The sequence below is a fragment of the Stenotrophomonas sp. 89682_Sma genome, from assembly GCF_056481405.1.
This window is the reverse complement of sequence record NZ_CM151147.1, coordinates 946,012-970,157: the sequence shown is the minus strand read 5'-3', so window position 1 is coordinate 970,157 and position 24,146 is coordinate 946,012. Positions and strand designations below refer to the sequence as shown.

Here is a 24,146-nt window from a genome sequence, read left to right as displayed (position 1 = left end):
CGCCATGAGCAGCCTCGGATCCCTCCCCCTCCCCGTGAGCCCGGACAATGATCCGTTGCGCGACCCGGCGCTCTACATCAACCGCGAACTGTCGCAGCTGGATTTCAACTTCCGCGTGCTGGCCCAGGCAATGGATCCGCAGGTGCCGCTGCTGGAACGCCTGCGCTTCATGTGCATCTCCTGCACCAACCTGGACGAGTTCTTCGAGATCCGTGCCGCCGCCGTCCGCCACGCGCAGGAGTTCGGCCTGCCGCCGGCGCCGGACGGGATGAGCCCGCAGGCCATCCTCAATGCCATCCACGACCGCGCCGCGGAACTGGTGGACCAGCAGTACCGCTGCTGGAACGAGACGCTGCGCCCGGCGCTGATGGAGGCCGGCATCGGCGTGCTCGGCCGCCATTCCTGGACCGACCGCCAGAAGCGCTGGCTGCGCGCCTACTTCCGCAACGAGATCATGCCGGTGCTGTCGCCACTGGGCCTGGACCCGGTGCATCCGTTCCCGAAGATCCTCAACAAGTCGCTGAACATCGTGGTGGTGCTGAAAGGCACCGATGCGTTCGGCCGCGCCGGCCACCTGGCCATCGTGCGCGCGCCGCGCTCGCTGCCGCGCATCATCCAGCTGCCGGAGAAGCTCGGCGGATCGCAGAACTTCGTGTTCCTGTCGTCGGTGCTGTCCACCTTCGTCGATGAGCTGTTCCCGGGCATGGAAGTCCAGGGTGCCTACCAGTTCCGCGTTACCCGCAACTCCGAGCTGGTGGTGGACGAGGAGGAAGTGGAGAACCTGGCGCTGGCACTGCGCGACGAACTGGTCGACCGCGGCTACCGGCCGGCGGTGCGCCTGGAAATCGCGCAGGACATGCCGCGCGACATCGTGCGCACCCTGCTGCAGAACTTCGGCCTGACCGAGAACGCGGTGTACCGCATCGACGGCCCGGTCAACCTCAACCGCATCATCCAGCTGTACGACCTGATCGCGCAGCCGGACCTGAAGTACCCGCCGATGACCCCGCGCACGCTGCGCGACAGCGACGGCATCTTCGAGACAGTGGCGCGCCACGACCTGCTGCTGCATCACCCGTTCGATGCCTTCACCGCGGTGCTGGACCTGATCCGGCAGGCGGCGGTCGATCCCAACGTGCTGGCGATCAAGCAGACCCTGTACCGCACCGGCAAGGATTCGCTGATTGTCGATGCGCTGATCCAGGCCGCACGCAACGGCAAGGACGTGACCGTGGTGGTCGAACTGCGCGCACGCTTCGACGAAGAAGCCAACCTGGGCCTGGCCGATCGCCTGCAGGAAGCCGGCGTACAGGTGGTGTACGGCGTGGTCGGCTACAAGACCCACGCCAAGATGCTGCTGATCGTGCGCCGCGAGGGCCGCAAGCTGCGCCGCTACGTGCACCTGGGCACCGGCAACTACCACAGTGGTACTGCCCGCGCGTACACCGACATCAGCCTGATCACCGCCGATGCGGACATCGGCAACGACGTGCACCTGCTGTTCCAGCAGCTGTCCGGGCTGGCCTCGAAGATGAAGCTCAAGCGCCTGCTGCAGTCGCCCTTCACCCTGCACACCGGCATCCTCGGCCGCATCGAGCGCGAAACGCGCATCGCCGCCGCTGGCCGCCCGGCGCGGATCATCGCCAAGATGAACGCCCTGAACGAACCGCAGGTGGTGCGCGCGCTGTACGCCGCTTCGCAGGCGGGCGTGCAGATCGACCTGATCATCCGCGGCGCCTGCACCCTGCGCCCGGGCGTGCCGGGTGTGTCGGACAACATCCGCGTGCGCTCGATCGTCGGCCGCTTCCTGGAGCACAGCCGCGTCTACTGGTTCGGCAACGACGGCGCGCCGGAGATGTACTGCGCCAGTGCCGACTGGCTGGAACGCAACCTGCTGCGCCGGGTCGAGACCTGCTTCCCGATCCTGGACCCGGAGCTGGCCAAGCGGGTCTACCGCGAAGTCCTGCAGAACTACCTTGACGACAACCTCAACGCCTGGGAGCTGGATGCCGACGGCATCTACCACAAGCGTGCCCCGGCCCACGACGAAGCCCCACATTCTGCGCAGATGGCATTGATGCAGGGGCTGTGACCCGGTGTGTCGACCAAGGTCGACACCTACCAACCGCAGCGACGCCGTCCGGCAGATCGCAGCGAACTGTCGAAGGCGGGGTGGGTCCGGTTGCGGGGGCGTGAGCGCCATGGGCCCGAGGCATGCCTCGGGCGGGTTGGGCAGGACGCCCAACCCCGGTCTTGCCGTGTGCGCACGACAGCGCACACGAGCAAGCGCGACCGAGCTTGCATGGACGTACTTGCAGCGCCCCCCGCAGCCGGACCCACCCCGCCATCCCACGGATAGCCTGCTGTTGCCGGCCAGCGGCCGGCACTACCGCAGGTGCAGGGCGCAGACCTGCCGCACTCCCCTCTTCCAAAATGTGAAGGCCGCGCGGTGACGAGCACACCGCCCCTTCGGCTAACATTCGCCCATGCCGCATACCACTACGACTCCGCCCGCATTGCAGGATGGCGACCTGCTGGCCGCCATCGACCTTGGCTCCAACAGTTTCCACATGGTCATCGCGCGCTACACGCTCGGCCAGCTGCGGGTGATCGACCGCCTGCGCGAGACCGTGCGCATGGCCGACGGCCTGGATGGCAAAGGTGGCCTCTCCGCCGCTGCACGGCAGCGCGCGCTGGAATGCCTGGCCCGTTTCGGCCAGCGCATCCGCAATGTGCCGCCGCACCGGGTACGCGCGCTGGCCACCAACACCGTACGCCAGCTGCGCTCGCCGCAGTCGTTCCTGGTCCCGGCCGAAACCGCGCTGGGGCATGCCATTGAAGTGGTCAGCGGCCGCGAAGAAGCACGCCTGATCTACCTCGGCGTGGCCCACGCGCAACCGCCCAAGCCCGGCCAGCGCCGCCTGGTCATCGACATTGGCGGTGGCTCCACCGAGTTCATCATCGGCATGGGCATGCAGACCCTGGAGCGCGAGAGCCTGCAGGCCGGCTGCATCGCCAGCACCCGCCGCTTCTTCCCGGGTGGCAAGCTGAGCAAGAAGCGCTGGAAGGATGCGCTGGCCGAGATCGGCCGCGAGTTCCAGCCCTTTGCCAGCAAGTACCGCGCACTGGGCTGGCAGGAAGCGCTCGGCTCCTCGGGCACGCACAAGGCGATCAGCGAGATCTGCGCGACGATGAAGCTGAGCAAGGGCGCGATCACCGCCGAGGCCCTGCCCCAGCTGCGCGACGAACTGCTGAAGGCCAAGAAGATCGACGACATCCAGTTGCCGGGCCTGTCCAGCGACCGCCGCCCGATCATCGCCGGCGGCATCCTGGTGCTGGAAGCGGCCTTCCAGGCGCTGGGCCTGCAGAAACTGCTGGTCAGCAAGGCGGCGATGCGCGAAGGCATCCTGTATGACATCGTCGGCCGCGCCGGTGAGAACGACCTGCGTGACGAATCGGTGGCCGCGCTCAGCCAGCGCTACGGCATCGACACGGTACAGGCCGACCGCGTGCAGGACACCGCGCTGTCGCTGCTGGAGCAGGTGCAGGAGCGCTGGAAGCTCGATGCCGACGACGCACGCATGCTCGGCTGGGCCGCGCGCCTGCACGAGCTGGGCCTGATGATTGCCCACAGCGGCTACCACGTGCATGGCAGCTACGTGCTGGAGCACTCGGACATCGCCGGCTTCTCGCGGCAGGAGCAGCAGATGCTGGCCGCACTGGTACGCAGCCATCGCCGCAGCGTGACCAAGACCGCCTTCGACGCCCTGCCCGAGCGCCTGCTGTTGACCGCACGCCGGTTGGCCGCCCTGTTGCGCCTGGCGGTACTGCTCAACCGTGCCCACGAGGACGATCCGCTGCCGGCATTGGAGCTGACCGCCGACGACAACCGCCTGTCGCTGATCGTGCCGCAGGCCTTCATCGATGCCCGCCCGCTGCTCCGCGCCGACCTGATCGGCGAGACCGACGGCCTCGCTGGCCTCGGCATCCAGTTCCGGCCGTTCGTGGCCTGATCCCTACTGCCAGGGCGGCGCGTCAGAACGCGTCGCCAAAGGCCTCTTCCGCGCGTGTTCGACAAGCTGTTGAAGCTCTACGACCACGGCCCTTCGGGGCCGTGGTTTTTTTCTGTTTCTGCGCAGGTTGTCGCTCCCTGCAATTGCCATGACGCTTTCAGTCCAGAGTCGAGGCGAGGATGCTTCGTCCGTCGCTCCCACGTCGATCAGATCAATCGATTGATTCACTTCCGGTTTGTGCGGAAGCGTCATGCCGTGCCATGGCGATTTCGTCCATTTCCCATACCTCTCCCGCTCCTCCTTCACTAGGTTCGAACAACCACCGCCTGCGGTGGCGTTGGCGCAGCCCGCTTGGCCGCGCACCGAAGACTTCGAAGACTGAGAGAGAGAGAGACCCATGACCATCCGTATTCCCGCACTGGGGCTGGCGATCCGTCGTGCGCTTGCGATCACGGCGACCACGACCCTGGCCGTTCCAGCACTCGCGCAGCAGGCACCGGAAGCCACCACGCTGGACCGCATCGAAATCACCGGCTCACGCATCCGCCAGGTCGACCTGGAAACCGCACAGCCGGTGCTGACCGTCAGCCGCGCCGACATCGAGCGACAGGGCTTCAACTCCGTTGCCGACATCCTGCAGAACCTGACCGCGACCGGCAGTCCGGCATTGAGCCGCGCCAGCCCGTTGAGCGCTGGCGAAACCGCCGGTGGCAGCTACGTGAACATGCGTGGCCTCGGTGCGCAGCGCACCCTGGTGCTGGTCAATGGCAAGCGTCTGGGCATGACCACTTCTGGGTACCAGGACATCTCCAGCATTCCCGCCGCTGCGGTGGAACGCATGGAAGTGCTCAAGGATGGTGCCTCGGCCATCTACGGGTCCGACGCGATGGCCGGCGTGGTGAACATCATCACCCGGCGCAACGTTCAGGGTGTAACCGCCAACGTCTATCACGGCCAATACAGTGAAGGCGACGGTGCCCGTACCCAGTACGACGTGGTTGCCGGCTGGTCCAATGACCGTGCTTCCATCAGCATTGCTGCCGAGCATGTCGAAGAAAAGGGCGTCTGGGCCAGGGACCGCGGCTTCAGTGCCTATACCTATACCGACGGCCACGCGGATGACGGCTGGACCACGGTCGGCCAGTGGGGCCGCATCACCGGCTTCAAGGGCCCCGGCTGCAGCAACAGCCGTGGCTGCAGCTATTCGCTCGACCGCGGCAGCCAGCCGGGTGGACCGGACAGCTTCCACCTCAGCGACAACACACCGTTCACCGGTGATGTCAGCAACAGCAACGAGCAGATGCATCTGCAGACGCCGATCAAGCGCGATTCGATCTTCGTCGATGCGCGTGTGGATCTGAACGACCAGGTCCGTTTCAACACCCAGCTGGCCTACAACCGGCGCACCACCACGCGTCAGATCGCCGGCTACCCTTTCCAGTCCGGCGCAGCCGGCATCACCCCGATGTCGGCCGACAGCTGGTTCAATCCGTTCGGCAGCCATCACGGCTACGACACGCCCAGCGATGTGCACTGGAACCGTCGTACCTGGGAGATTCCTCGCGTCAGCACCAGCGATCTGACCACCTGGCAGGCCGTCGCGGCATTCGAGGGCAACTTCGAATTCGGCGGTCGCGACTTCGACTGGGAAGCGGGTTACCAGTACAACCGCAGTGAGCTGACCCAGCGCGCCACCGGCAACCTGCACAAGCAGCGCGTGGCCGATGCCACCGGTCCTTCGTTCTACAACCCTGCAACCGGCAAGGTCGAATGCGGAACGCCGGAAGCGCCGATCGCAGGCTGCAAACCCTGGAACCCGCTGGTTCCGTATGGCCAGGATGATCCCTATGGCCTGACCGGCAACACGGAACTTCAGGACTGGCTGTTCCCGGAAGAACTCACCCGCGGCCGCACCACCACCCGCAACCTGTTCGCCAACCTCAGCGGCAGCCTTGCCAGCCTGCCCGCCGGTGAGCTGGGCTTCGCCGTGGGTGCCGAGAGCCGCCGCGAGGATGGCCGCTTCATCCCGGATGCGCTGGCGCAGACCGGTGCCACCACCAACCTGGCTGCCGGCCCCACCGGTGGCGGCTACCGCGTCGACGAGGCCTACCTGGAACTGAGCGTGCCGGTGCTGCGCGACCTCGCCGGCGCCCGCGAACTGACCCTCAGCGCGGCGACGCGGTACTCGGACTATTCCACCTTCGGCGGAACCCTCAACAGCAAGTTCGGCTTCACCTGGAAGCCGATCGATCAGCTGCTGGTCCGCGGCACCTGGGCACAGGGCTTCCGTGCGCCGACCATCGCCAACCTGTACGGCGGCGGCTCGGAGACCTTCACCACCGGCTTCCGCGATCCCTGCGATACGGTCCATGGCGCAGCCGCAAGCAGTGCCGAGGTCCGCGCACGCTGTGCCGCCGACATCGCCAATGCCGACACCTACCGCCAGCTCGGCCAGGGCAATGAACCCATCACCGGCAGCAGTGGGCAGACGCCCCTGCCCTTCACCAACGGCTCCAATCCCGACCTGCAGCCGGAAACCTCGACCAGCCGCACCCTGGGCCTGGTCTGGAGCCCGACGTTCGCCGAAGGACTTCACATCGCGCTGGACTGGTGGAAGATCCGCATCGACAACACCATCGTTTCCGACCATCCCAATGACATCCTCCGCGACTGCTACGAGCTGGGCATTGCGGAGCGCTGCAGCAGCTTCACCCGCGACCCGGAACTGGGCATCGTCAACAAGCTCAACTTCGGCAACCGCAACAGCGGCTTCCGCCAGGCAGAAGGCTATGACCTGGAGATCGGCCACAAGATCGAAACCCGCTGGGGCAGGTTGAGCGCCGACTGGAAGACCACCTATGTGGTCAACGCCGAAGAGAAGACCACCAACGAAGCCGGCGTACCGGCCATCCCCAGCAATGGCATCGCCACCAACGGCGGCATCGGCTTCCGCGTGCGCTCCAACGCGTCGCTGGGCTGGGAGCATGGCAATCTCGGCCTGACCTGGGGCCTGCGCTACTTCTCCGCGGTCAAGGAACGCTGCCTGGGTGCGGAGGATTATCCGAACGAGTGTTCCCACCCCGACCAGCGTGCGCCATGGTTCAGCGGTACGCGCGACTACAACCGTCGTGGATCGGTCACCTTCCATGACGTGCAGGCGCGTTACAACCTGCCGTGGGACGCCACCGTTTCGATCGGTGCCAACAACGTGTTCGGCCGCCAGGGCCCGGCCATGTACAGCCAGCCGAGTTCCAACTTCTCCTACTACGGCGGCTTCGACATCGGCCGTTTCATCTACATGAAATACCAGCAGCGGTTCTGATCCAAGCACCATGCGCGGTGCCCACCACGGCCCTTCGGGGCCGTGGTGGCGTGGGCCTCCCGGCCGCGTCATCTGCCGGTCGCAAAGCGGTCACATCGGCTACATCGCCAGGCCCGAGCATGCCGGAAACCCGGAGGCCCGCCATGCGCTATGCCATCGTCACCGAGACCTATCCGCCGGAAGTGAACGGCGTTGCCCTCACCGTACAGGGGCTGGAGCAGGGACTGCGCAACGCCGGCCATGAGATCGACCTGATCCGGCCCCGCCAGGCCAACGAAGCGTTGGACTCCGCCCCGGGCACCCTGTTGGTTCCCGGTGCCGCCCTGCCGCGTTACCCCGGCCTGCGCTTCGGCATGCCGGCACCGATCCGGCTCGGCCGTCATTGGCAGCAGCAACGCCCGGATGCCGTCTATGTCGCCACCGAAGGCCCGCTGGGCTGGTCGGCGGTGCGCACCGCACGGCGCCTCGGCATCCCGGTCGCCAGTGGCTTCCACACCCGCTTCGACGAGTACCTGCCCGACTACGGCGTGGCCTGGCTGCAGGCCGCCGCGATGCGCTGGATGCGCCGCTTCCACAACCAGGCCGATGCAACCCTGGTACCCACCCGCGAACTGCAGCAGTTCCTCGGCGAACAGGGCTTCGAACGCGTACGCCTGCTGGCGCGCGCGGTCGACAGCCAGCAGTTCGATCCGAACCGTCGTGACCCTGCCCTGCGCGAAGAGTGGGGCGTGGACGGCAACGGCCTGGTGGCGATCTACGTCGGCCGCATCGCTGCGGAGAAAAACCTCGGGCTGGCGGTGAAGGCCTTCCGCCGGCTGCAGCAGATCCGTCCCAAGGCGCGCTTTGTGTGGGTGGGCGATGGCCCGGCCCGCGAAAAGCTGGCGCATGAGAATCCCGACTTCATCTTCTGCGGCATCCAGCGCGGCGAAGCCCTTGCACGTCATTTCGCCAGCGGCGATCTGTTCCTGTTCCCCAGCCGCAGCGAGACCTTCGGCAACGTGACCCTTGAAAGCATGGCCAGCGGCGTGGCAACGGTGGCCTTCGACTACGGCGCTGCGCGCGAGTACCTGCGCAATGGCGAGAATGGCGCCGCAGTGGACAACGATGAGCAGTTCATCGAAGCGGCCGTGCAACTGGCCGCGGATGACGCGCAGCGCCACGTGCTGGGCAGCAACGCCGCACGCGCCATGAAGCGCCTGCATCCGCAGCAGGTGGTGGCGGAATTCGACGCCCTGCTGGCCGAACTGGCCCAGTCGCGGAGGACCGGCCATGCGCACAACGCGGCTTGAACTGCTGGCCGACCGCGAAGCACGCCTGTGCCGGCGGGCCAACCACTACTGCCGCCGCCGCCGCGTGCGCCGCCTGTTCGCGGTCATCAGCCGGCTCGGCGATGGCGTGTTCTGGTATGTGCTGATGGGCGCCCTGGTGCTGCTTGATGGCTTCGACGGCCTGCGCGCGTCCGTGCACATGGCCGCCACTGGCCTGGCCGCGCTGCTGCTGTACAAGGGCCTCAAGCGCTGGACCCGGCGCCCGCGCCCGTATGCCGCCGACCTGCGCATCCGCGCCTGGGTGGCACCGCTGGACGAGTTCAGTTTCCCCTCCGGGCATACCCTGCACGCGGTGTCGTTCACCATCGTGGCGCTGGCCTATTACCCGTGGCTGGCGCCACTGCTGGTGCCATTCACGGCGGGCGTGGCGCTGTCGCGGGTGGTACTCGGCCTGCACTACCCGTCCGACGTGCTGGCCGCCACCGGCATCGCCATCGGGCTGGCCTCGGCCAGCCTGGCCTGGTTGCCGTTGCCGGTGTAGCCCCCGGGGTCAGATCCGTTCGGTAGCGCCGGGCCATGCCCGGCGATGGATGTCCTAGAATGGCCGCATGACCACGTTGTTCATTTCCGACCTGCACCTGGACCCCAGCCGTCCGGAGATCACCGACCTGTTCCTGCGCTTCCTGCGCGAGCAGGCGCCCGGCGCCGATGCGCTGTACATCCTCGGCGACCTGTTCGAAGCCTGGATCGGCGACGACACGCCCTCGCCCGCCTCCGACGCGGTGGCCGATGCACTGAAGGTGCTGTCCGACAGCGGCGTGCCGGTGTATTTCATCCGCGGCAACCGTGACTTCCTGCTTGGCGAGGACTACGCGCGCCGTGCCGGCCTGCGCATCCTGCCCGACCCGTGCATGATCGACCTCTACGGTCGCCCGGTGCTGCTGCAGCACGGTGACCTGCTGTGCACCGATGACATTCCCTACCAGCAGTTCCGTGCACAGACGCGTGACCCGGTGTTCCAGGCACAGTTCCTGTCACAGCCGCTGGCCGCGCGTATCGCGTTCGCGCAGAAGGCGCGCGAAGCCAGCCAGGCCCGCCAGTCGGAAATGAAGCAGGGTGATCGCGCGCAGTTCGAGACCGTCACCGACGTGGCTCCGTCCGAAGTCGATGCCACCTTCGTGCGCCATGGCGTGGACACCATGATCCATGGCCACACCCATCGTCCGGCGATCCACTCGCTGCAGGTCGGTGGCCGCGCCTGCACCCGCATCGTGCTGGGCGACTGGTACGAGCAGGGTTCGGTACTGCGCGTGGATGCCAGCGGCTGGTCGCTGGATACCCTCGCCCGCGGGTAATTCCCGTCGGCAGGAAATCCGCGGCCGCGCAAGGCGGCCGCGGACCGTACGGACTCAGCGGAAGGCCGCGATGGTGGCCTTGGTGTTGACCAGCACGCGTTGGTTGTCGGCGGTACTGGCGTTGCCCATCGGGATGCCGTTGTAGCTGATGTTCGGGTTGGACCAGTAGTTCAGGCGCGGGCAGCTGCGGGTGCAGTTGTAGGCCATGATCGTGCGCCAGCCGGTGCCGGTGGCCGGTTCATAGCGGTAGCCGTGGCCATAGGCGTAGGGCGAGGTACTGGAGTCGGTGGCGATGTCATGCCGCGCGCTCTGCAGGTGGCCGATCTCGTGCGCGAAGGAGTAGTACCCGGTCGCGCAATCCCAGTACACCGCTGCGAACGCGGTCGATGCGGTAGAGCCAATGCCCGAAGCGAGGCCACAGTAGGCACTGTTGTTGATCAGCAGTACACCCACGTCGGCCGCCGTGTTGTTGCGGCTGGTGTGGATGCTGTCCATGAAACCATCGCTGGTGCCGCGGAAGCGGGTTAGATCAGTGGTGAAGTTGCCGGACTCGGTGTAGCTGGTGGTCTCGTAACCGGCCAGTTGCAGGGTAAGGCCAACGTTGCTGTTGGTGTAGCCCTGGTTGGACTCGGCCACCGCCAGCTGCACCAGCGACTGCATGTTGCCGCCATAGGCAGTGACCGCGGCATTGGTCGCCACCACCAGCACGCGGATGGTCGCCGGCGTTCCCGACGAAGCCTGCGCGATGCCGATGTGGTCGTTGTCGGCCATCGGGATCTTCGGCAGCTGGTTGTAATCGGCCGGGTGATCGGCCGGCATCCGCGATTCGTCCACTTCCACCAGCACGTGGCGGTTGCCCAGCGGACGCAGGCGATAGAGCTTGCCGTCCTTGCGGATCGAACCGGTGATGGTGTCGCCCGAACGCACCAGGATCAACGAATTACCCGGATCGTCCTGGCCATTGGAGGTGGCGGCGGTCAACCGGTCGGACGGTGAGCGGAACTGGCCGTACCAGATGCTGCCACCATCGGGCAGCGCCTCGACCTTGCTGCGCACCGCCTGCACCCGCTTGCCGAGCAGCTCGAATTCCAGCTGTGGCTGTGCCGTAGCCGCCGCGTCGACACGTACTTCCTGCACCGTCGCCGTGGACGGGGTGGCCAGCAGCTTGCCGAGTGCAGGCTCACTGTTGGCCGATGCCCGGCTGATGACCGTTACCGGTTCGAACAACGGTGCCGCATGCGCGGCCGCCGCCACCGACAAACCCAATACGAGGCCACCTGCCGCTTTGCCAATCGATCTGGACAACATTGCGTCGCTCCTTGAATGATGTGAACAGCGTTGATGCAGCACCCCCGGGTTTGCCGGGTTTGGCCATATGGCCTGCGTGGGTCGTGTGAATTCAATAGAAAATGGGAATGAAAATCAGGAACTGTGATCAACCGCATCTGCGTTCAGTGAGGTCAAAAGCGTCATTACACTTCGCCAATACACAGCTTTCGCGCTACCGTGACGCAGCCACGACGGGGAATGCACATGGCACCATCGCAGGACACGGACGAAGATGTTGGCTTGCTGCGGATCGGCCTGTTCTTCGACGGCACCCGCAACAACGCACACAATCTGGCGCGCGGTCGTCCGCAGGTCCCGCAGCCGCGGCCGGCGCAGCTGCGGGCCGATGATGATTCGACCTACCAGAGCCGGCTGACCAGCAGCTACGACAACGGCCTGACCAATATCGCGCGCCTGCAGCAGCTGTATCCCGACAGCCGCCGTGATGCGATGGCCGCCCCCTCGCTGTCGATCTACGTGGAAGGCGTGGGTACCCGCGATGATGCCGACGACGATCTGATCGGGCTGGCCTTCGGAATCGGTGCCAGCGGCGTGCGAGCGAAAGTGCAGCGCGCGCTGCAGGTGCTGCTGCCGGCCGCACTGGCGGAATTGTCCGCACGCTGGCAGCGACCGCTGCAGGGTGTGCAGCTGGACCTGTTCGGTTATTCACGCGGTGCTGCTGCCGCACGTGACATCGCCAACCAACTGCAGGGCTGGGACAGCGTGCGCTGGCGCCAGCTGCTGCAGACCGCCGGCCTGTCCTGCACTGCGAACTTCGCCCCCGCCACACCGGTGCTGCGCTTCATCGGACTGTTCGACACCGTGGTCGCAGTCAATGGCGGCCGCGCCGATGAGCGGCCGCAGCTGGCCCTGCACAGCGGCATCGCCGGTCGCGTCGTGCAGCTCACTGCACGCGATGAACATCGCCAGCATTATCCGCTGACCAGCGTGGCACCGCCATTCACCGAAATCGCCCTGCCCGGCGTACACGCCAACATCGGTGGTGGCTACAACCAGCTGGAGGAAGGCCCCAAGCTGCTCAGTCGTCCACGCCGGCAACAGCTGCGTCGGCCAGCAGTGGCTGACTACCAGAAGCCACCGCTGGCCCTGCTGCAGGCGACCACGGCCTACGCTGAAACGCAGGCCGATGCCGAGCGCTGGCGGCAACAACTGGGCGTTGGGGAAAAAGAGATCTGGGTGGATGTCTGGCACCAATGGCAGCAGCAGCGCCGTGCCGGCAGCCGCAGCGTGCTGCTGTCACCGGTGCTGTATGTGACCGCTGCAGTGGTGCTGCGCCGGAGGATCGACTGGCGCTACCAGCTGATCGCACTGCAGGTGATGCAGCAGCAGGCCATCAATGCCGGCGTGCAATGGACCGCCGATGCCGCCGAAGTTCCCGGGTGGGAGCTGCCGTCCGCCCTGCTGCCGATCGCACGGCGGCTGGTCGACGGACAGGCACTGACCCAGACCCAGGAAATGCTGCTGCGCCGGCGCTACCTGATGCAGTCGGCACACTGGAATTTCGACGCGCTGGGCGACACCGCACTGACCTACGCCGCCGATGCCGGCGTCAGCGAACTGCCGTACCGGCCAGGGCCGGGGTTGTTCTACATCAACCGGCCGACCGTGGACGGCAAGCGCGTGGTGCTGCCGAATGCATAGGAAAAGGGGACGGAGGGGATTAAGTCATTTGTGGCATTAACGACTTAATCCCCTCCGTCCCCTTTTTCTCAACCCGCCTGCTCGACCAGGTTGGCGAGCTCATCCGCATCGAACCCGGCCAGCAGGCGGGCTTCCATGTTGAACGGCCCGTGCAGGTAGCCGCCGGCGTACTCCACCAGCAGTTCCTTGAAACGTGCGCGCGGTTCGACACCGGCGCGATCGCAGTACCAGCGGTACCAGCGCGAACCGGCAGCGACGTGCGCCACTTCCTCGCGCAGGATCACTTCCAGCACATCCGCGGTTTCGCCATCGCCGACATTGCGCAGCTTCTCGATCATGCCGGGCGTCACGTCCAGACCGCGCGCTTCGAGCACGCGCGGCACCAGCGCCATGCGTGCCAGGCCATCGTGCGCGGTCTTTTCGCACATTTCCCACAACCCGTTGTGCGCGGGGAAGTCGGCATAGTCGTGGCCATGCACCCGCAGGCGCTCGCGCAGCAGCATGAAGTGCCGCGATTCGTCGTCGGCACAGCTGACCCAGTCGGCATGGAACGCCGGCGGCAGGCCGCGGAAGCGGTACACCGCATCCCAGGCCAGATCGATCGCGTTGAGTTCGATATGCGCGATGGCGTGGATGAAAGCAGCCCGCCCTTCCACACCACCCAGTCCGCGCCGCGGCACTTCGCGCGGGTGCACCAGCACCAGCTGCGCCGGCCGGCCCGGCATGCGGATCGGCTCCGGCGGTAGCGCATCGGCGGCCACCTTCAGGCGGCCGGCACGGAACGCCGCGGCGTAGGCCTGGGTCAGCGCAACCTTGCGCAGCGGATCGGCTTCGGCCAGGCACTGCTGCGCCGCGCGCAGCAGGTCGCCACCGACGTCGGGCACGTCAACCACGCCTGGACCTCAGGCGCGGCGCTTGTGCTTGGCGTCGTCCGAACGCAGCTGCTGGATGCGCTCGAAGTAGCCCGGTTCGATACCGGTCGGGTAGTGGCCGTTGAAGCAGGACGAGTCGAAGTTGCGCAGCGCCGGGTTGCCCTCGCTCACTGCCGCTTCCATGTCTTCCAGATCCTGGTAGATCAGCCAGTCGCAACCCAGGTGGGCTTCGATCTCTTCCACGCTGCGGTTGTGCGCGACCAGTTCTTCTGCAGCCGGCATGTCGATGCCGTAGATGTTCGGATAGCGCACCGGCGGCGCGGCGCTGGCCAGGTAGACCTTGCGTGCACCCGCATCACGGGCCATCTGCACGATCTGCTGGCTGGTGGTGCCACGCACGATCGAATCGTCCACCAGCAGCACCACGCGGTTGCGGAACTCCAGGTGGATCGGGTTGAGCTTGCGGCGCACCGACTTCACGCGTTCGCCCTGCCCCGGCATGATGAAGGTGCGGCCGATGTAACGGTTCTTGATGAAGCCTTCGCGGTACTTCACCCCCAGCACGTTGGAGATTTCCAGCGCGGCATCGCGCGAGGTGTCCGGGATCGGGATGATGGTGTCGATGTCGTGGTCCGGGCGCAGGCGCAGGATCTTCTCGCCCAGCTTGATGCCCATGCGCATGCGCGCCTTGTGCACCGACACGTTGTCGATCATCGAATCCGGGCGCGCGAAGTACACGTACTCGAAGATGCACGGGGTGTGCTCGGCCGGCTCGGCGCAGATCTCAGAGAACAGCTCGCCGCGCGCGGTGATCACCAGTGCTTCGCCCGGCTGCACGTCGCGCACGCGCTGGAAGCCCAGCACGTCCAGTGCGGCCGATTCGGAGGCGACGATGTACTCGTCCCCTTCGGCATGGCTGCGCTTGCCCAGCACCAGCGGGCGGATGCCATGCGGGTCGCGGAAGGCGACCAGGCCCAGGCCCAGCACCACGCTGACCACCGCATAGCCACCCTTGCAGCGGCGGTGCACGCCGGCCACGGCACGGATGGCCGCTTCCGGGCTGAGCTGGCGCTGCTGTTCCAGTTCGTAGGCGAACACGTTCAGCAGCACTTCGCTGTCCGAATCGGTGTTGACGTTGCGGCGGTCCTGTTCGAACACCTGCTGGCGCAGCGCCTCGGTATTGATCAGGTTGCCGTTGTGGGCCAGCGCGATGCCGTACGGCGAATTGACGTAGAACGGCTGCGCCTCGTCCATGCCTTCCGAACCGGCGGTCGGGTAACGCACATGGGCGATGCCGACGCTGCCTTCCAGGGTGGACATGGTGCGGGCATCGAACACATCGCGGACCAGGCCGGTGGCCTTCTGCACGCGCAGGCGGCTGCCATTGGCAGTGGCGATGCCCGCCGCGTCCTGGCCACGGTGCTGGAGGACGGTCAAGCCGTCATACAACTGCCCGGCGACGTTCTGGTTGCCGACGATTCCGACGATGCCACACATGGTGCGAGGTCTCCGCTGGGCTGTGCCCAGTTACAAGGAAGGTGGCCGTACCTGGCCGCGGTGGTCGCCGCGCCTGCGGTCGACATTGGCCGGATCGCCCGGCTCGATACTGTCCGGCAGTGCTGGGGCGTCCGGACGCACTTCGGCCGGATCGTAGGAATCGCCCTGTTCCGCTTTCGCAGGCCGCAGCCATCCGCTGCCTGCCACTACCTGGTTGAGGATGCCATTATCGCCTGCCGCGCCCGGCTTTCCCAACCCGGCGCCTGCGTTCTTGCCCAACTCCATCAATGCAGATGGGGACAGCGCGTCGGTCGGCAAGGCCTTGGGCAGCAGATCGGCCCCGGGAACCTCCCAGTGCGGCAGCTTGCTGTTCATCCAGGCAACGGTGGGGTTCAGCAGTGGGCGCACCGCCGAACGCTGCCAGGAAGGCTCGGCGGTCAGCGGGGTGAAACTGCCCAGCAGCAGCAGGATCGCGGCGATCAGGCCGCCACGGACCACGCCCAGCACGCCACCCAGCAGGCGATCCAGGCTGGTCAGCATGCTGCGGTGGACCAGGGCCTTGATGACCATGCCGACCACGGCGACCACGATCATCACGCCGATGCCCACGCCGAGGTAGCCACCAACGAAGTGTTCGCCGCCTGGTGCGGCCGGCGCGGCCCACCAATGGGCCGCGTCATTGCCGAAGGCGAAGGCCGCCCACGCGGCCAGCAGCCACGACAGGGTGCCGATGACGATGCCGACGAACCCGCGCAGCATGCCCAGCAGGGCCGAGGCGGCGATCACGATCAGCAGCACCACGTCGATCATGGCGCCCCGCTCCTTCGGCGGCGCTGGCAACGGGGCTGCGCGTGGGTCATGGGTGCGGTCGCACCATGCCGGCCACGCCGACCTTGGCGGCGACCTGCGCCTTCAGCTGCTCGGCATCGGCGCGGTTGGCCACCGGCCCGACGCGGACGCGATGCAGGGTGCCCTTTTCAGTGCGCACCTGCTCGACAAAGGCGCTGAAGCCAGCGGCGCGCACCTTGTCGCGCAGGGCGTTGGCATCGTTGGCCTGGCCGAACGCGCCCAGCTGCACGGCAAAGCCGACGCCGCTGGCCGCCGGTGCGGCGGGCGTGGTCGGGGCCGTTGCCGGCTTGCTGGCGGCGGCATCCGGCTTCGGGGTTTCGGGCTTCGGCGCCGGCTTCGGCGGCTCCGGCTTGGCGGCCGGGGTGGTCGTAGCGGTCGGCGTACTCGGCGGCAGGCTTTCGCTGCGCACCGGGTTGCTGCTGGCCGACGGCGCGGTGGCTGCGGATGGGGTGCTGGCGCTTGGCGTGGCAGGTGCCGGGGTGGCTGCCACCGGGGCGCTGCTGCCCGCTGCGGCATCCAGGGTGATCACCTCGGCCTTCACATCGGCGCGGATCTTCACCGCCTGCAGGCGGGCCGCCTCGGCCTGTGCGCGATCGGCATACGGCCCGACACGCACGCGCCATGCCTGGCGCCCGTTGATGGTCGCCGTTTCGGCGAAGCCCGGCAGCTGCGAGCGCTTCAGGTAGGCAATCACTGCGTCGGCGTCGGCCTTGCTGCCGTATGCACCGAAGGTGACCGCATAGTTGCCGGCAGCAACCGCCGGCGAGGTGTCGACGGTCGGCGGCGTGGCAGGTGCCGCGGCCTCCGCAAGCGGCCTGGCTTGGCCGCTCTGCAGCCCCGTGGCGCCGCCCGCAGGGGCCACCAGCGGCAGTTCACGGGTTTCGAACTGGCCATCGGCCGGTGCGTCCGGCGCGGCGATCGGCACATTGGCGACGCCGCTGTCCGGTGCAGGTCCCTTGACCAGCATCGGCAGGAAAATCACGGCCAGTGCCACCAGCACGATGGCACCAATCAGACGCTGTTTCAGAGGCGTATCCACGTGAGGCAGGCAACTGTCCGGAGATTGCCATGGATTATACGGGTGCCGGACCGGACGGCGTCGGCGTTGGCTGAACGCGTATCAGGTGGCGCCCTGCAGCCATTGCAGGGCGGCGGCGGCGGTATGGAAGGAGCCGAACACCAGTACCCGGTCCCCACGCTCGGCCTGGGCCAGCACCTGCGCCAGCGCCTGTTCGACGCTGTCAGCCAGCAGCGCCGTGGCGGCGGCAGTGCCGGCCAGGCGTGCCTGCAGCTGGGCGGCGCTCTGCCCACGCGGGCCCTCCAGCCCGGCCAGGGTCCACTCGCCCACCACGTCCTCCAGCGCCTGCACCACGCCCGCTGCGTCCTTGTCCTGCAGCGCGGCGTACACCGCCAGGGTGCGCCCGGCCGAGACCTCGGCCTTCAGCGCACGCGCGAGCTGGCCGGCGGCCTGCGGGTTGTGGCCCACGTCCACACGGATCTGCACGCCATCGCGCTCGAATGCCTGAAGCCGGCCGGAAATGCGCGCCGCTGCGACACCGGCGGCCCACGCCGCGCGCGGCACCGGCTTGTCCAGCGCGCGCAACGCGGCGATGGCGGCACCCGCATTGGCAAGCTGGATCGGGCCGGCCAGCGCCGGGGTCGGCAGTTCCATGCGCAGGCCGACATCGCGCCAGCGCCAGCGCTGGGCATCGATCGGCTCGTAGAAATAGTCGCTGCCGCCACGGATCGCATTCGCACCGACCAGGTAGGCACGGCGCAGCACGCTCGACGGCGGATCGGTCTCGCCCAGGATCACCGGCTTCCAGCCGCGGATGATGCCGGCCTTCTCGGTGCCGATCGCCTCGCGATCCTCGCCCAACCATTCGGCGTGGTCGATGTCCACGGTGGTGATCACGGCCACGTCGGCGTCGATGATGTTGACCGCATCGAGGCGACCGCCCAGGCCCACTTCCAGCACCGCCAGGTCCAGTCCGGCGTCGGCGAACAACTGCAGCGCGGCCAGCGTGCCGTACTCGAAATAGGTCAGCGTGGTTTCGCCACGCGCCGCCTCGATGGCATTGAACGCGGCAACCAGCGCGGCATCGTCCACGTCCTGGCCGTCGATGCGCACGCGCTCGTTGTAGCGCAGCAGGTGCGGCGAGGTGTACGCGCCGACCTTCCAGCCCGCGGCGCGCGCGATGGCTTCGATGAAGGCCACGGTAGAGCCTTTGCCATTGGTGCCACCGACCACGATGGTGCGCTTGGCCGGCGCGCCCAGGCCCATCGCCGTGGCCACGGCGCGCACGCGCTCCAGGCCCATGTCGATGGTCGCCGGGTGCTGGCGTTCAATGTAGTCCAGCCAGTCGGCCAGGGTGGTCGGGGTGTTCGTCACGGCAGCGGTTCCAGCAGAAGCAGTTGATGCGAGGGGAGGGATCAGAGGGCGCGGTGCTTGGCTTCACCAAAGAACGGCGTGTGGTGGGCGCAGTCGTTCAGGCGCACCACTTCCAGACTGTCCAGGTCGGGGCCTTCGAGCAGGTTGAGCGTGGTGGGTGCCTGGCGGAAGGTCCACAGGCGGGAGATCGGCAGGCCCAGCACCTTGCACAGGATCACGCGGTTGACCGCGTCATGGGCGACCACCAGCAGGGTGTCGTGCTCGCCGAGGCCTTCGGTGGCACGCGCCAGCCCACGCCAGCTGCGCTCCAGCACCAGGCGCAGCGATTCGCCGCCAGGCATCAGCACGGTATCGGGTTCTTCGCGCCAGGCCTGCAGGCGCGACGGATCCTTTTCGTTGATTTCGCTGGCCAGCAGGCCTTCCCACTCACCGTGAGCGATTTCCTGCAGCTCCGGCTCGGTCAGCAGCATGTCGGCACGGGCGGCGCCGAGCGCCAGCTGCGCGGTGCGCTGCGCGCGCGACAGCGGCGAAGCGACGGCACGGGTGATGTCCACCGAGGCCAGGCGGGCACCCAGTGCCTGGGCCTGGGCTTCACCGATCGGCGAAAGCGGGATGTCGATCTGGCCCTGGTAGCGGCCTTCGGCGTTCCACGGCGTTTCGCCGTGGCGGGCAAGCAGGATGCGCATGCGTGCAAGGGGTCCTGGGGGAGGAGGATTCCGCGTTTCGTTCACATCCTGTGAAGTACGCGGAACAGGGATGATACCTGTTCGGCGCACCGGGCCGGGCATGAAAAAACCCCGCGACGTGGGTCGCGGGGTTGGTAGATCCACGCCATGCGTGGATGAATTGCGCACCGGGCGTGCCGGCGTTGCCGGCCAGCGGCCGGCACTACCTTATTTGGCCAGGTTCAATTCCTTCAGCAGCTCCGGTGCCGGCGCCACTTCCTGCATGATCCACTGCATGTAGCGGCTGTCGACCGAGATCATGCGGGTCATCACCGGGTCGAACACCCAGTTGGAGCTGACCGATTCCCAGTTGCCGTCGAAGGCCAGGCCGACCAGCTTGCCGTTGGCGTCCAGCACCGGCGAACCGGAGTTGCCACCGGTGATGTCCAGGTTGGACAGGAAGTTCACCGGCACCGAGCCGATGCGCTTGTCTTCCAGGCCGCCGTAGCGCTTGGCCTTGACCGCATCCAGCAGCGCCTTGGGCGCATCGAACGGATCCACGCCGGTGTCCTTGGCGACGATGCCTTCCAGCGTGGTGAACGGGGTGTAGGCCACGCCGTCCTTGGGCTCATAGCCCATCACGTTGCCGAAGGTGATGCGCAGCGACAGGTTGGCATCCGGGTACACGAACTCACCCTGGCTCTTCTTGTAGTCGGCCAGTGCCTGCAGGTACAGCGGACGCGCGGTCAGCGACTCGCCTTCGCGGATCTTCTTCTGCTCTTCCTGCTTCAGCAGCGACGGCATGATCGCCACCGCGTACTGGATGGCCGGATCGCTGCTGGCTTCAAACGCGGCGCGGTCGGCCTTGAACCACTTCAGGCGTGCGTCCAGGCTGCCCAGCTCGGTGCCCGACAGCTTGGTGACCAGCGCCTTGACGGCGTTGGCATCGCTGCCGCCCAGCCAGGTATTCAGCACGTCGTTGTTGCGCTGTGCGGCCGGCAGAGCGACGTACTGGTCCAGCCAGTAGGCCTGCAGCTGCTGGTCCATCTTCGCCACGTAGCGGCGGTCCATCTGCTTCAGGCCGCCTTCCAGGGTCGGCAGGTCGCGCTGCTGGTAGCCGACTTCGCGCTCGGCGTCCGGCTTGGTGCGCTCGATCGACAGGCGATACAGGCCGATGGCGGCGCTGACCGCCTGGGTGTTGTTGAACTGGCCGACGAACAGGTCACGCTCGCGGGTGGCCTTGCTGGTGTCCAGGTGCTTGACCAGCTGCGCGTGCGCCGCCAGTGCAGGCTTGCCGGCGGCGCCCTGCTTCTTCAGCCACGCCAGCACGGCGGCTTCTTCGGCCTGCTTCTGGCCAGCGGCGTCGATGCGCTTGAAGCCTTCCAGCTGGCCCGAGTAGTTCTTGGCCACGTTGTTCATGCTGGCGGCGGTCGCGGCGTACTTCACCTTGACGTCGGCATCGGCCTTGCCGGCCTCGTCGATCATCTTCAGCACCGCGTTGTAGTGGCGGGCAATGGTCGGGTAGGTCCAGTTGGCGGTTTCGTTGAACTCACCGGCCAGCGCATAGCGGTTGGTGCGGCCCGGGTAACCGGCCACCATCACGAAGTCGCCGGCGCCCAGCGGCTGGTCGGTGAACTTCAGGAAGTGCTTGGGCTGGTACGGCACGTTGTCGGCCGAGAACGCCGCCGGCTTGCCGTCCTTGCCAACGTAGGCGCGGTAGAACGAGAAGTCACCGGTGTGGCGCGGCCACATCCAGTTGTCGACGTCGCCGCCGTACTTGCCGACGCTGCCCGGGGGCGCGTAGACCAGGCGCACGTCCTTGATTTCCATGTTGCGGAACAGGCGGTAGGTATTGCCGCCGGAGAAGGTGTACAGGCGGCAGCGGAAGCCTTCCTCGGCTTCACAGGCAGCAACCTGGGCCTTGTCGAAGGCATCCAGCGCGCGGCTGCGGGCCAGCGGGTCGTTGCCCGCCGCGGCAATCGCGGCCTTGGCCTGCGCGGTGACGTCGGTGATCTGGTCGAGCACGTAGACGCGGGCGTTCGGGCCGGCGCTCAGTTCATCGCTGTGCTTCGGGGCGTTGAAGCCGTCTTTGATCAGGTTCTTCTGCGCGGTCGAATTCAGCTGGATGGCGCCATAGGCGCAGTGGTGATTGGTGACCACCAGGCCTTGCGGCGAAACGAAGCTGGCGGTGCAGCCGCCGAGGGCGACAACCGCACCCATCGGGTCGCCGGTGAGGTTGGACAGCTGTTCCGGGGACAGCTTCAGGCCGGCCTTCTGCAGCGGGCCGGCGATTTCCGGCAGCTGCTGCGGCACCCACATGCCTTCAGCGGCATGGGCGACCTGGGCCAGCCCGAGGCTGGCGACGATGGAGAATGCAAGCAGGTTCGAGCGCATGGAGCGGCCCCTGGTAGTGGAACCCTCGATTGTAGCCCGCCGCCCTGCCCCGGCCCGAACCCCGGAAGTCATGGGCGTGCTTCTTGCTCTGCCACGCGCACGCCGGCCGCGCACACGGAAATCGTCCAGAGGGGGCGTGGTCACCCTGGACGGGACCGTTGGCGCCATGGGCCGGGCGCATGCGACTGGCGGGTTGGGCAGGACGCCCAACCCCGGTCTTGCCGTGTGCGCAGGACAGCGCGCACGAGCAAGGCGCCATCGAGCACCATGGATGGGCTTTTGCGTGTCCCGGCCAGGGTGACCACGCCCCCTTTCCCGGATCAGGGAGGCGCCGCTGTTCGCAGTACGTTCGAAACGCCCGCCGGCGCACGCCTTTCGTTCCACCACTGCACCCGCAGCGCAACATGGGAATTCCGCGCGGCACCCTATAATCCGCGCTTTCCCCCTGATGAGTTCCACCCCGATGGCGCAGCAAACGATGAAGGCCCTGGTCAAGCGCGAAGCGGCCAAGGGCATCTGGCTGGAAGAAGTTCCGGTGCCGACCCCGGGCCCGAACGAGGTCCTGATCAAGCTGGAGAAGACCGCGATCTGCGGCACCGACCTGCACATCTACCTGTGGGACGAGTGGAGCCAGCGCACCATCAAGCCGGGCCTGACCATCGGCCACGAGTTCGTCGGTCGCGTCGCCGCACTCGGCTCGGCCGTGACCGGCTACGAGATCGGCCAGCGCGTCTCGGCCGAAGGCCATATCGTCTGCGGCCACTGCCGCAACTGCCGTGGCGGTCGCCCGCACCTGTGCCCGAACACCGTCGGCATCGGCGTCAACGTCAACGGCGCCTTCGCCGAATACATGGTGATGCCGGCCAGCAACCTGTGGCCGATCCCGGACCAGATCCCGTCGGAGCTGGCTGCGTTCTTCGACCCGTATGGCAACGCCGCGCACTGTGCGCTGGAATTCAATGTGATCGGCGAAGACGTGCTGATCACCGGTGCCGGCCCGATCGGCATCATCGCCGCCGGCATCTGCAAGCACATCGGTGCGCGCAACGTGGTGGTGACCGACGTCAACGACTTCCGCCTGAAGCTGGCCGCCGACATGGGCGCGACCCGCGTGGTCAACGTCGCCAACCAGTCGCTGAAGGACGTGATGAAGGAACTGCACATGGAGGGCTTCGATGTGGGCCTGGAAATGAGCGGCAACCCGCGTGCGTTCAACGACATGCTCGACTGCATGTACCACGGCGGCAAGATCGCCATGCTCGGCATCATGCCCAAGGGCGCCGGCTGCGACTGGGACAAGATCATCTTCAAGGGCCTGACCGTGCAGGGCATCTACGGCCGCAAGATGTACGAGACCTGGTACAAGATGACCCAGCTGGTGCTGTCCGGCTTCCCGCTCGGCAAGGTGATGACCCACCAGCTGCCGATCGACGACTTCCAGAAGGGCTTCGACCTGATGGAAGAAGGCAAGGCCGGCAAGGTCGTGCTGAGCTGGAATTGACCCTTCGGGTCAATTCCCCCGCAGGTTTCCTTATCCCCGCGCCGTCGGCGCGCCCCCTTGAACAACAAGGGGGCTCTCCCCCAGCCGGGGTGAGGCATGCTGCTGGAATTGAAAAAGGCGCCCATTGGGCGCCTTTTTCGTGGACATCAGCGAAGGCGCATCAGTTACCGATCGCGACGCTCAGCATCACCCGGCTGTGGGCCAGCTTGCCGGAATTGTCACGGCCGTTGCCGTCGGTGCCGTAGTAGCCCAGGCCGACGTTGAACAGGCCGAACTGGCGCGCGACGCCGACGTTCCAGTCGGTGTAGTCCTTGGCGATGCCGTCCTCGAAGGTGCTGCGACCGACGTTGGCATTCAGGGTGAAGTCCTTCGGCAGGCCCCAGCTGCCGCCCAGGCCGAAGTACCAGCCATCGGTGCTGCTGTTCCATACATCGTTGGTGTAGGCCACCGTCAGCTTGTAGGTGTCATCCAGCGTGGTGGTGGTGATCAGCTCGTTGTAGTTCTGGTGGCTGGACTTCAGGTAGGTGTAACGGTTCAGCAGCACATCGAAGTTGACGCGCTCGGTGACGTCCACGCCGTAGCCGATCAGGTAGTCGACCTCGGTCTTCGGGTCACCCGGACCAAAATCCACACCCGAACCCCACACGCCGGCGTACAGGCCAACCGGGCTGGTGTAGGTGAATCCGGCCTGCAGAGTCGGATCCTCATCGGTCTGCGACACACCACGGAACAGGTAGTCCGACACGGCGGTGACGTTCCAGCTGTACGGCGATTCGTTGTCCTGGGCGCTGGCGGCGAACGGCGCGAGGGTCAGGGCGGCGGCAATGGCGAGGCAGGCACGGGCGTGCTTCATGGGCGTCTCCGAGGGTGGCGGGGGCGGGAAGGGGGAGCGGGCAACCGGCGCCAGACAGGCGCGGTTCACGAATTTTTAACCCGTTTGCTATTGCGATGCAACATGTGCCGCCCGTGGCGGTGCCCTGCCCGGCCCGGTCGATGGCCATCGTTGCCCGGTAGAATCAGCGGTTTC

Annotated in this window: 17 protein-coding genes; 8 read left to right on the top strand and 9 right to left on the bottom strand. The window is 66.9% G+C overall.

Annotated features, from left to right (window positions below; translation table 11 throughout):
• Nucleotides 1-4 precede the first annotated feature (4 nt).
• The 6 genes from ppk1 (at nt 5) to lpxH (ending at nt 9,958) form a co-directional block, all read left to right on the top strand.
• On the top strand, nt 5-2,092 hold the full coding sequence (gene ppk1 / locus ACZK29_RS04360) for a polyphosphate kinase 1 (RefSeq protein ID WP_111202607.1): 2,088 nt from the start codon (nt 5-7) through the stop codon (nt 2,090-2,092).
• Between the two features lie 394 nt (nt 2,093-2,486).
• Entirely contained in the window at nt 2,487-4,013 is a 1,527-nt protein-coding gene (gene ppx / locus ACZK29_RS04355; RefSeq protein ID WP_106550085.1) for an exopolyphosphatase, read from the top strand.
• A gap of 397 nt (nt 4,014-4,410) precedes the next feature.
• Complete coding sequence (locus ACZK29_RS04350) at nt 4,411-7,335, top strand: TonB-dependent receptor domain-containing protein (protein ID WP_478446714.1); 2,925 nt, start codon at nt 4,411-4,413, stop codon at nt 7,333-7,335.
• Between the two features lie 143 nt (nt 7,336-7,478).
• Nucleotides 7,479-8,624 carry a glycosyltransferase family 4 protein gene (locus tag ACZK29_RS04345; protein WP_106550082.1) on the top strand — a complete coding sequence of 382 codons (1,146 nt, stop codon included), beginning with the start codon at nt 7,479-7,481 and terminating at the stop codon, nt 8,622-8,624.
• Nucleotides 8,605-9,144 (top strand): phosphatase PAP2 family protein, encoded by a 540-nt coding sequence (locus tag ACZK29_RS04340; protein ID WP_005408251.1) that lies wholly within the window; start codon nt 8,605-8,607, stop codon nt 9,142-9,144. The genes ACZK29_RS04345 and ACZK29_RS04340 overlap by 20 nt, the downstream gene beginning before the upstream one ends.
• Nucleotides 9,145-9,211: 67 nt before the next feature.
• Complete coding sequence (gene lpxH, locus ACZK29_RS04335) at nt 9,212-9,958, top strand: UDP-2,3-diacylglucosamine diphosphatase (protein WP_478446713.1); 747 nt, start codon at nt 9,212-9,214, stop codon at nt 9,956-9,958.
• Between the two features lie 54 nt (nt 9,959-10,012).
• On the opposite strand, the gene ACZK29_RS04330 is transcribed toward lpxH, so the two are convergent.
• The gene (locus ACZK29_RS04330) at nt 10,013-11,266 is read right to left on the bottom strand and encodes a zinc-dependent metalloprotease (protein WP_049430308.1); all 1,254 of its coding nucleotides are present in this window, start codon (nt 11,264-11,266) and stop codon (nt 10,013-10,015) included.
• A gap of 225 nt (nt 11,267-11,491) precedes the next feature.
• On the opposite strand from ACZK29_RS04330, the gene ACZK29_RS04325 reads away from it, so the two are divergent.
• Nucleotides 11,492-12,949, top strand: a complete 1,458-nt coding sequence (locus ACZK29_RS04325; protein WP_478446712.1) for a DUF2235 domain-containing protein — start codon at nt 11,492-11,494, stop codon at nt 12,947-12,949.
• Between the two features lie 68 nt (nt 12,950-13,017).
• Here ACZK29_RS04325 and ACZK29_RS04320 read toward each other — a convergent pair whose 3' ends face one another.
• The 7 genes from ACZK29_RS04320 to ACZK29_RS04290 all read right to left on the bottom strand — a co-directional run bounded on the left by ACZK29_RS04320 (nt 13,018) and on the right by ACZK29_RS04290 (nt 21,618).
• The gene (locus tag ACZK29_RS04320) at nt 13,018-13,842 is read right to left on the bottom strand and encodes a ferritin-like domain-containing protein (protein ID WP_111202733.1); all 825 of its coding nucleotides are present in this window, start codon (nt 13,840-13,842) and stop codon (nt 13,018-13,020) included.
• Nucleotides 13,843-13,851: 9 nt separating this feature from the next.
• Nucleotides 13,852-15,318 (bottom strand): amidophosphoribosyltransferase, encoded by a 1,467-nt coding sequence (gene purF / locus ACZK29_RS04315; RefSeq protein WP_049430313.1) that lies wholly within the window; start codon nt 15,316-15,318, stop codon nt 13,852-13,854.
• A gap of 30 nt (nt 15,319-15,348) precedes the next feature.
• Nucleotides 15,349-16,128 (bottom strand): CvpA family protein, encoded by a 780-nt coding sequence (locus ACZK29_RS04310; RefSeq protein ID WP_106550077.1) that lies wholly within the window; start codon nt 16,126-16,128, stop codon nt 15,349-15,351.
• Nucleotides 16,129-16,174: 46 nt separating this feature from the next.
• Nucleotides 16,175-17,206 (bottom strand): SPOR domain-containing protein, encoded by a 1,032-nt coding sequence (locus tag ACZK29_RS04305; protein WP_478446711.1) that lies wholly within the window; start codon nt 17,204-17,206, stop codon nt 16,175-16,177.
• A gap of 81 nt (nt 17,207-17,287) precedes the next feature.
• Complete coding sequence (gene folC, locus ACZK29_RS04300) at nt 17,288-18,559, bottom strand: bifunctional tetrahydrofolate synthase/dihydrofolate synthase (protein WP_049430319.1); 1,272 nt, start codon at nt 18,557-18,559, stop codon at nt 17,288-17,290.
• Nucleotides 18,560-18,600: 41 nt separating this feature from the next.
• The gene (locus tag ACZK29_RS04295) at nt 18,601-19,245 is read right to left on the bottom strand and encodes a histidine phosphatase family protein (RefSeq protein ID WP_049430321.1); all 645 of its coding nucleotides are present in this window, start codon (nt 19,243-19,245) and stop codon (nt 18,601-18,603) included.
• Between the two features lie 207 nt (nt 19,246-19,452).
• The gene (locus ACZK29_RS04290) at nt 19,453-21,618 is read right to left on the bottom strand and encodes a S46 family peptidase (protein ID WP_111202736.1); all 2,166 of its coding nucleotides are present in this window, start codon (nt 21,616-21,618) and stop codon (nt 19,453-19,455) included.
• Between the two features lie 478 nt (nt 21,619-22,096).
• Here ACZK29_RS04290 and tdh point away from each other — a divergent pair, with 478 nt between their 5' ends.
• Entirely contained in the window at nt 22,097-23,119 is a 1,023-nt protein-coding gene (tdh, locus tag ACZK29_RS04285) for an L-threonine 3-dehydrogenase (RefSeq protein ID WP_010483949.1), read from the top strand.
• A gap of 160 nt (nt 23,120-23,279) precedes the next feature.
• Here the strand turns inward: tdh and ACZK29_RS04280 are convergent, their stop codons facing one another.
• Nucleotides 23,280-23,972, bottom strand: coding sequence for a TorF family putative porin (locus ACZK29_RS04280; protein ID WP_111202606.1), 693 nt, complete (start codon nt 23,970-23,972; stop codon nt 23,280-23,282).
• Between the last annotated feature and the right edge of the window lie 174 nt (nt 23,973-24,146).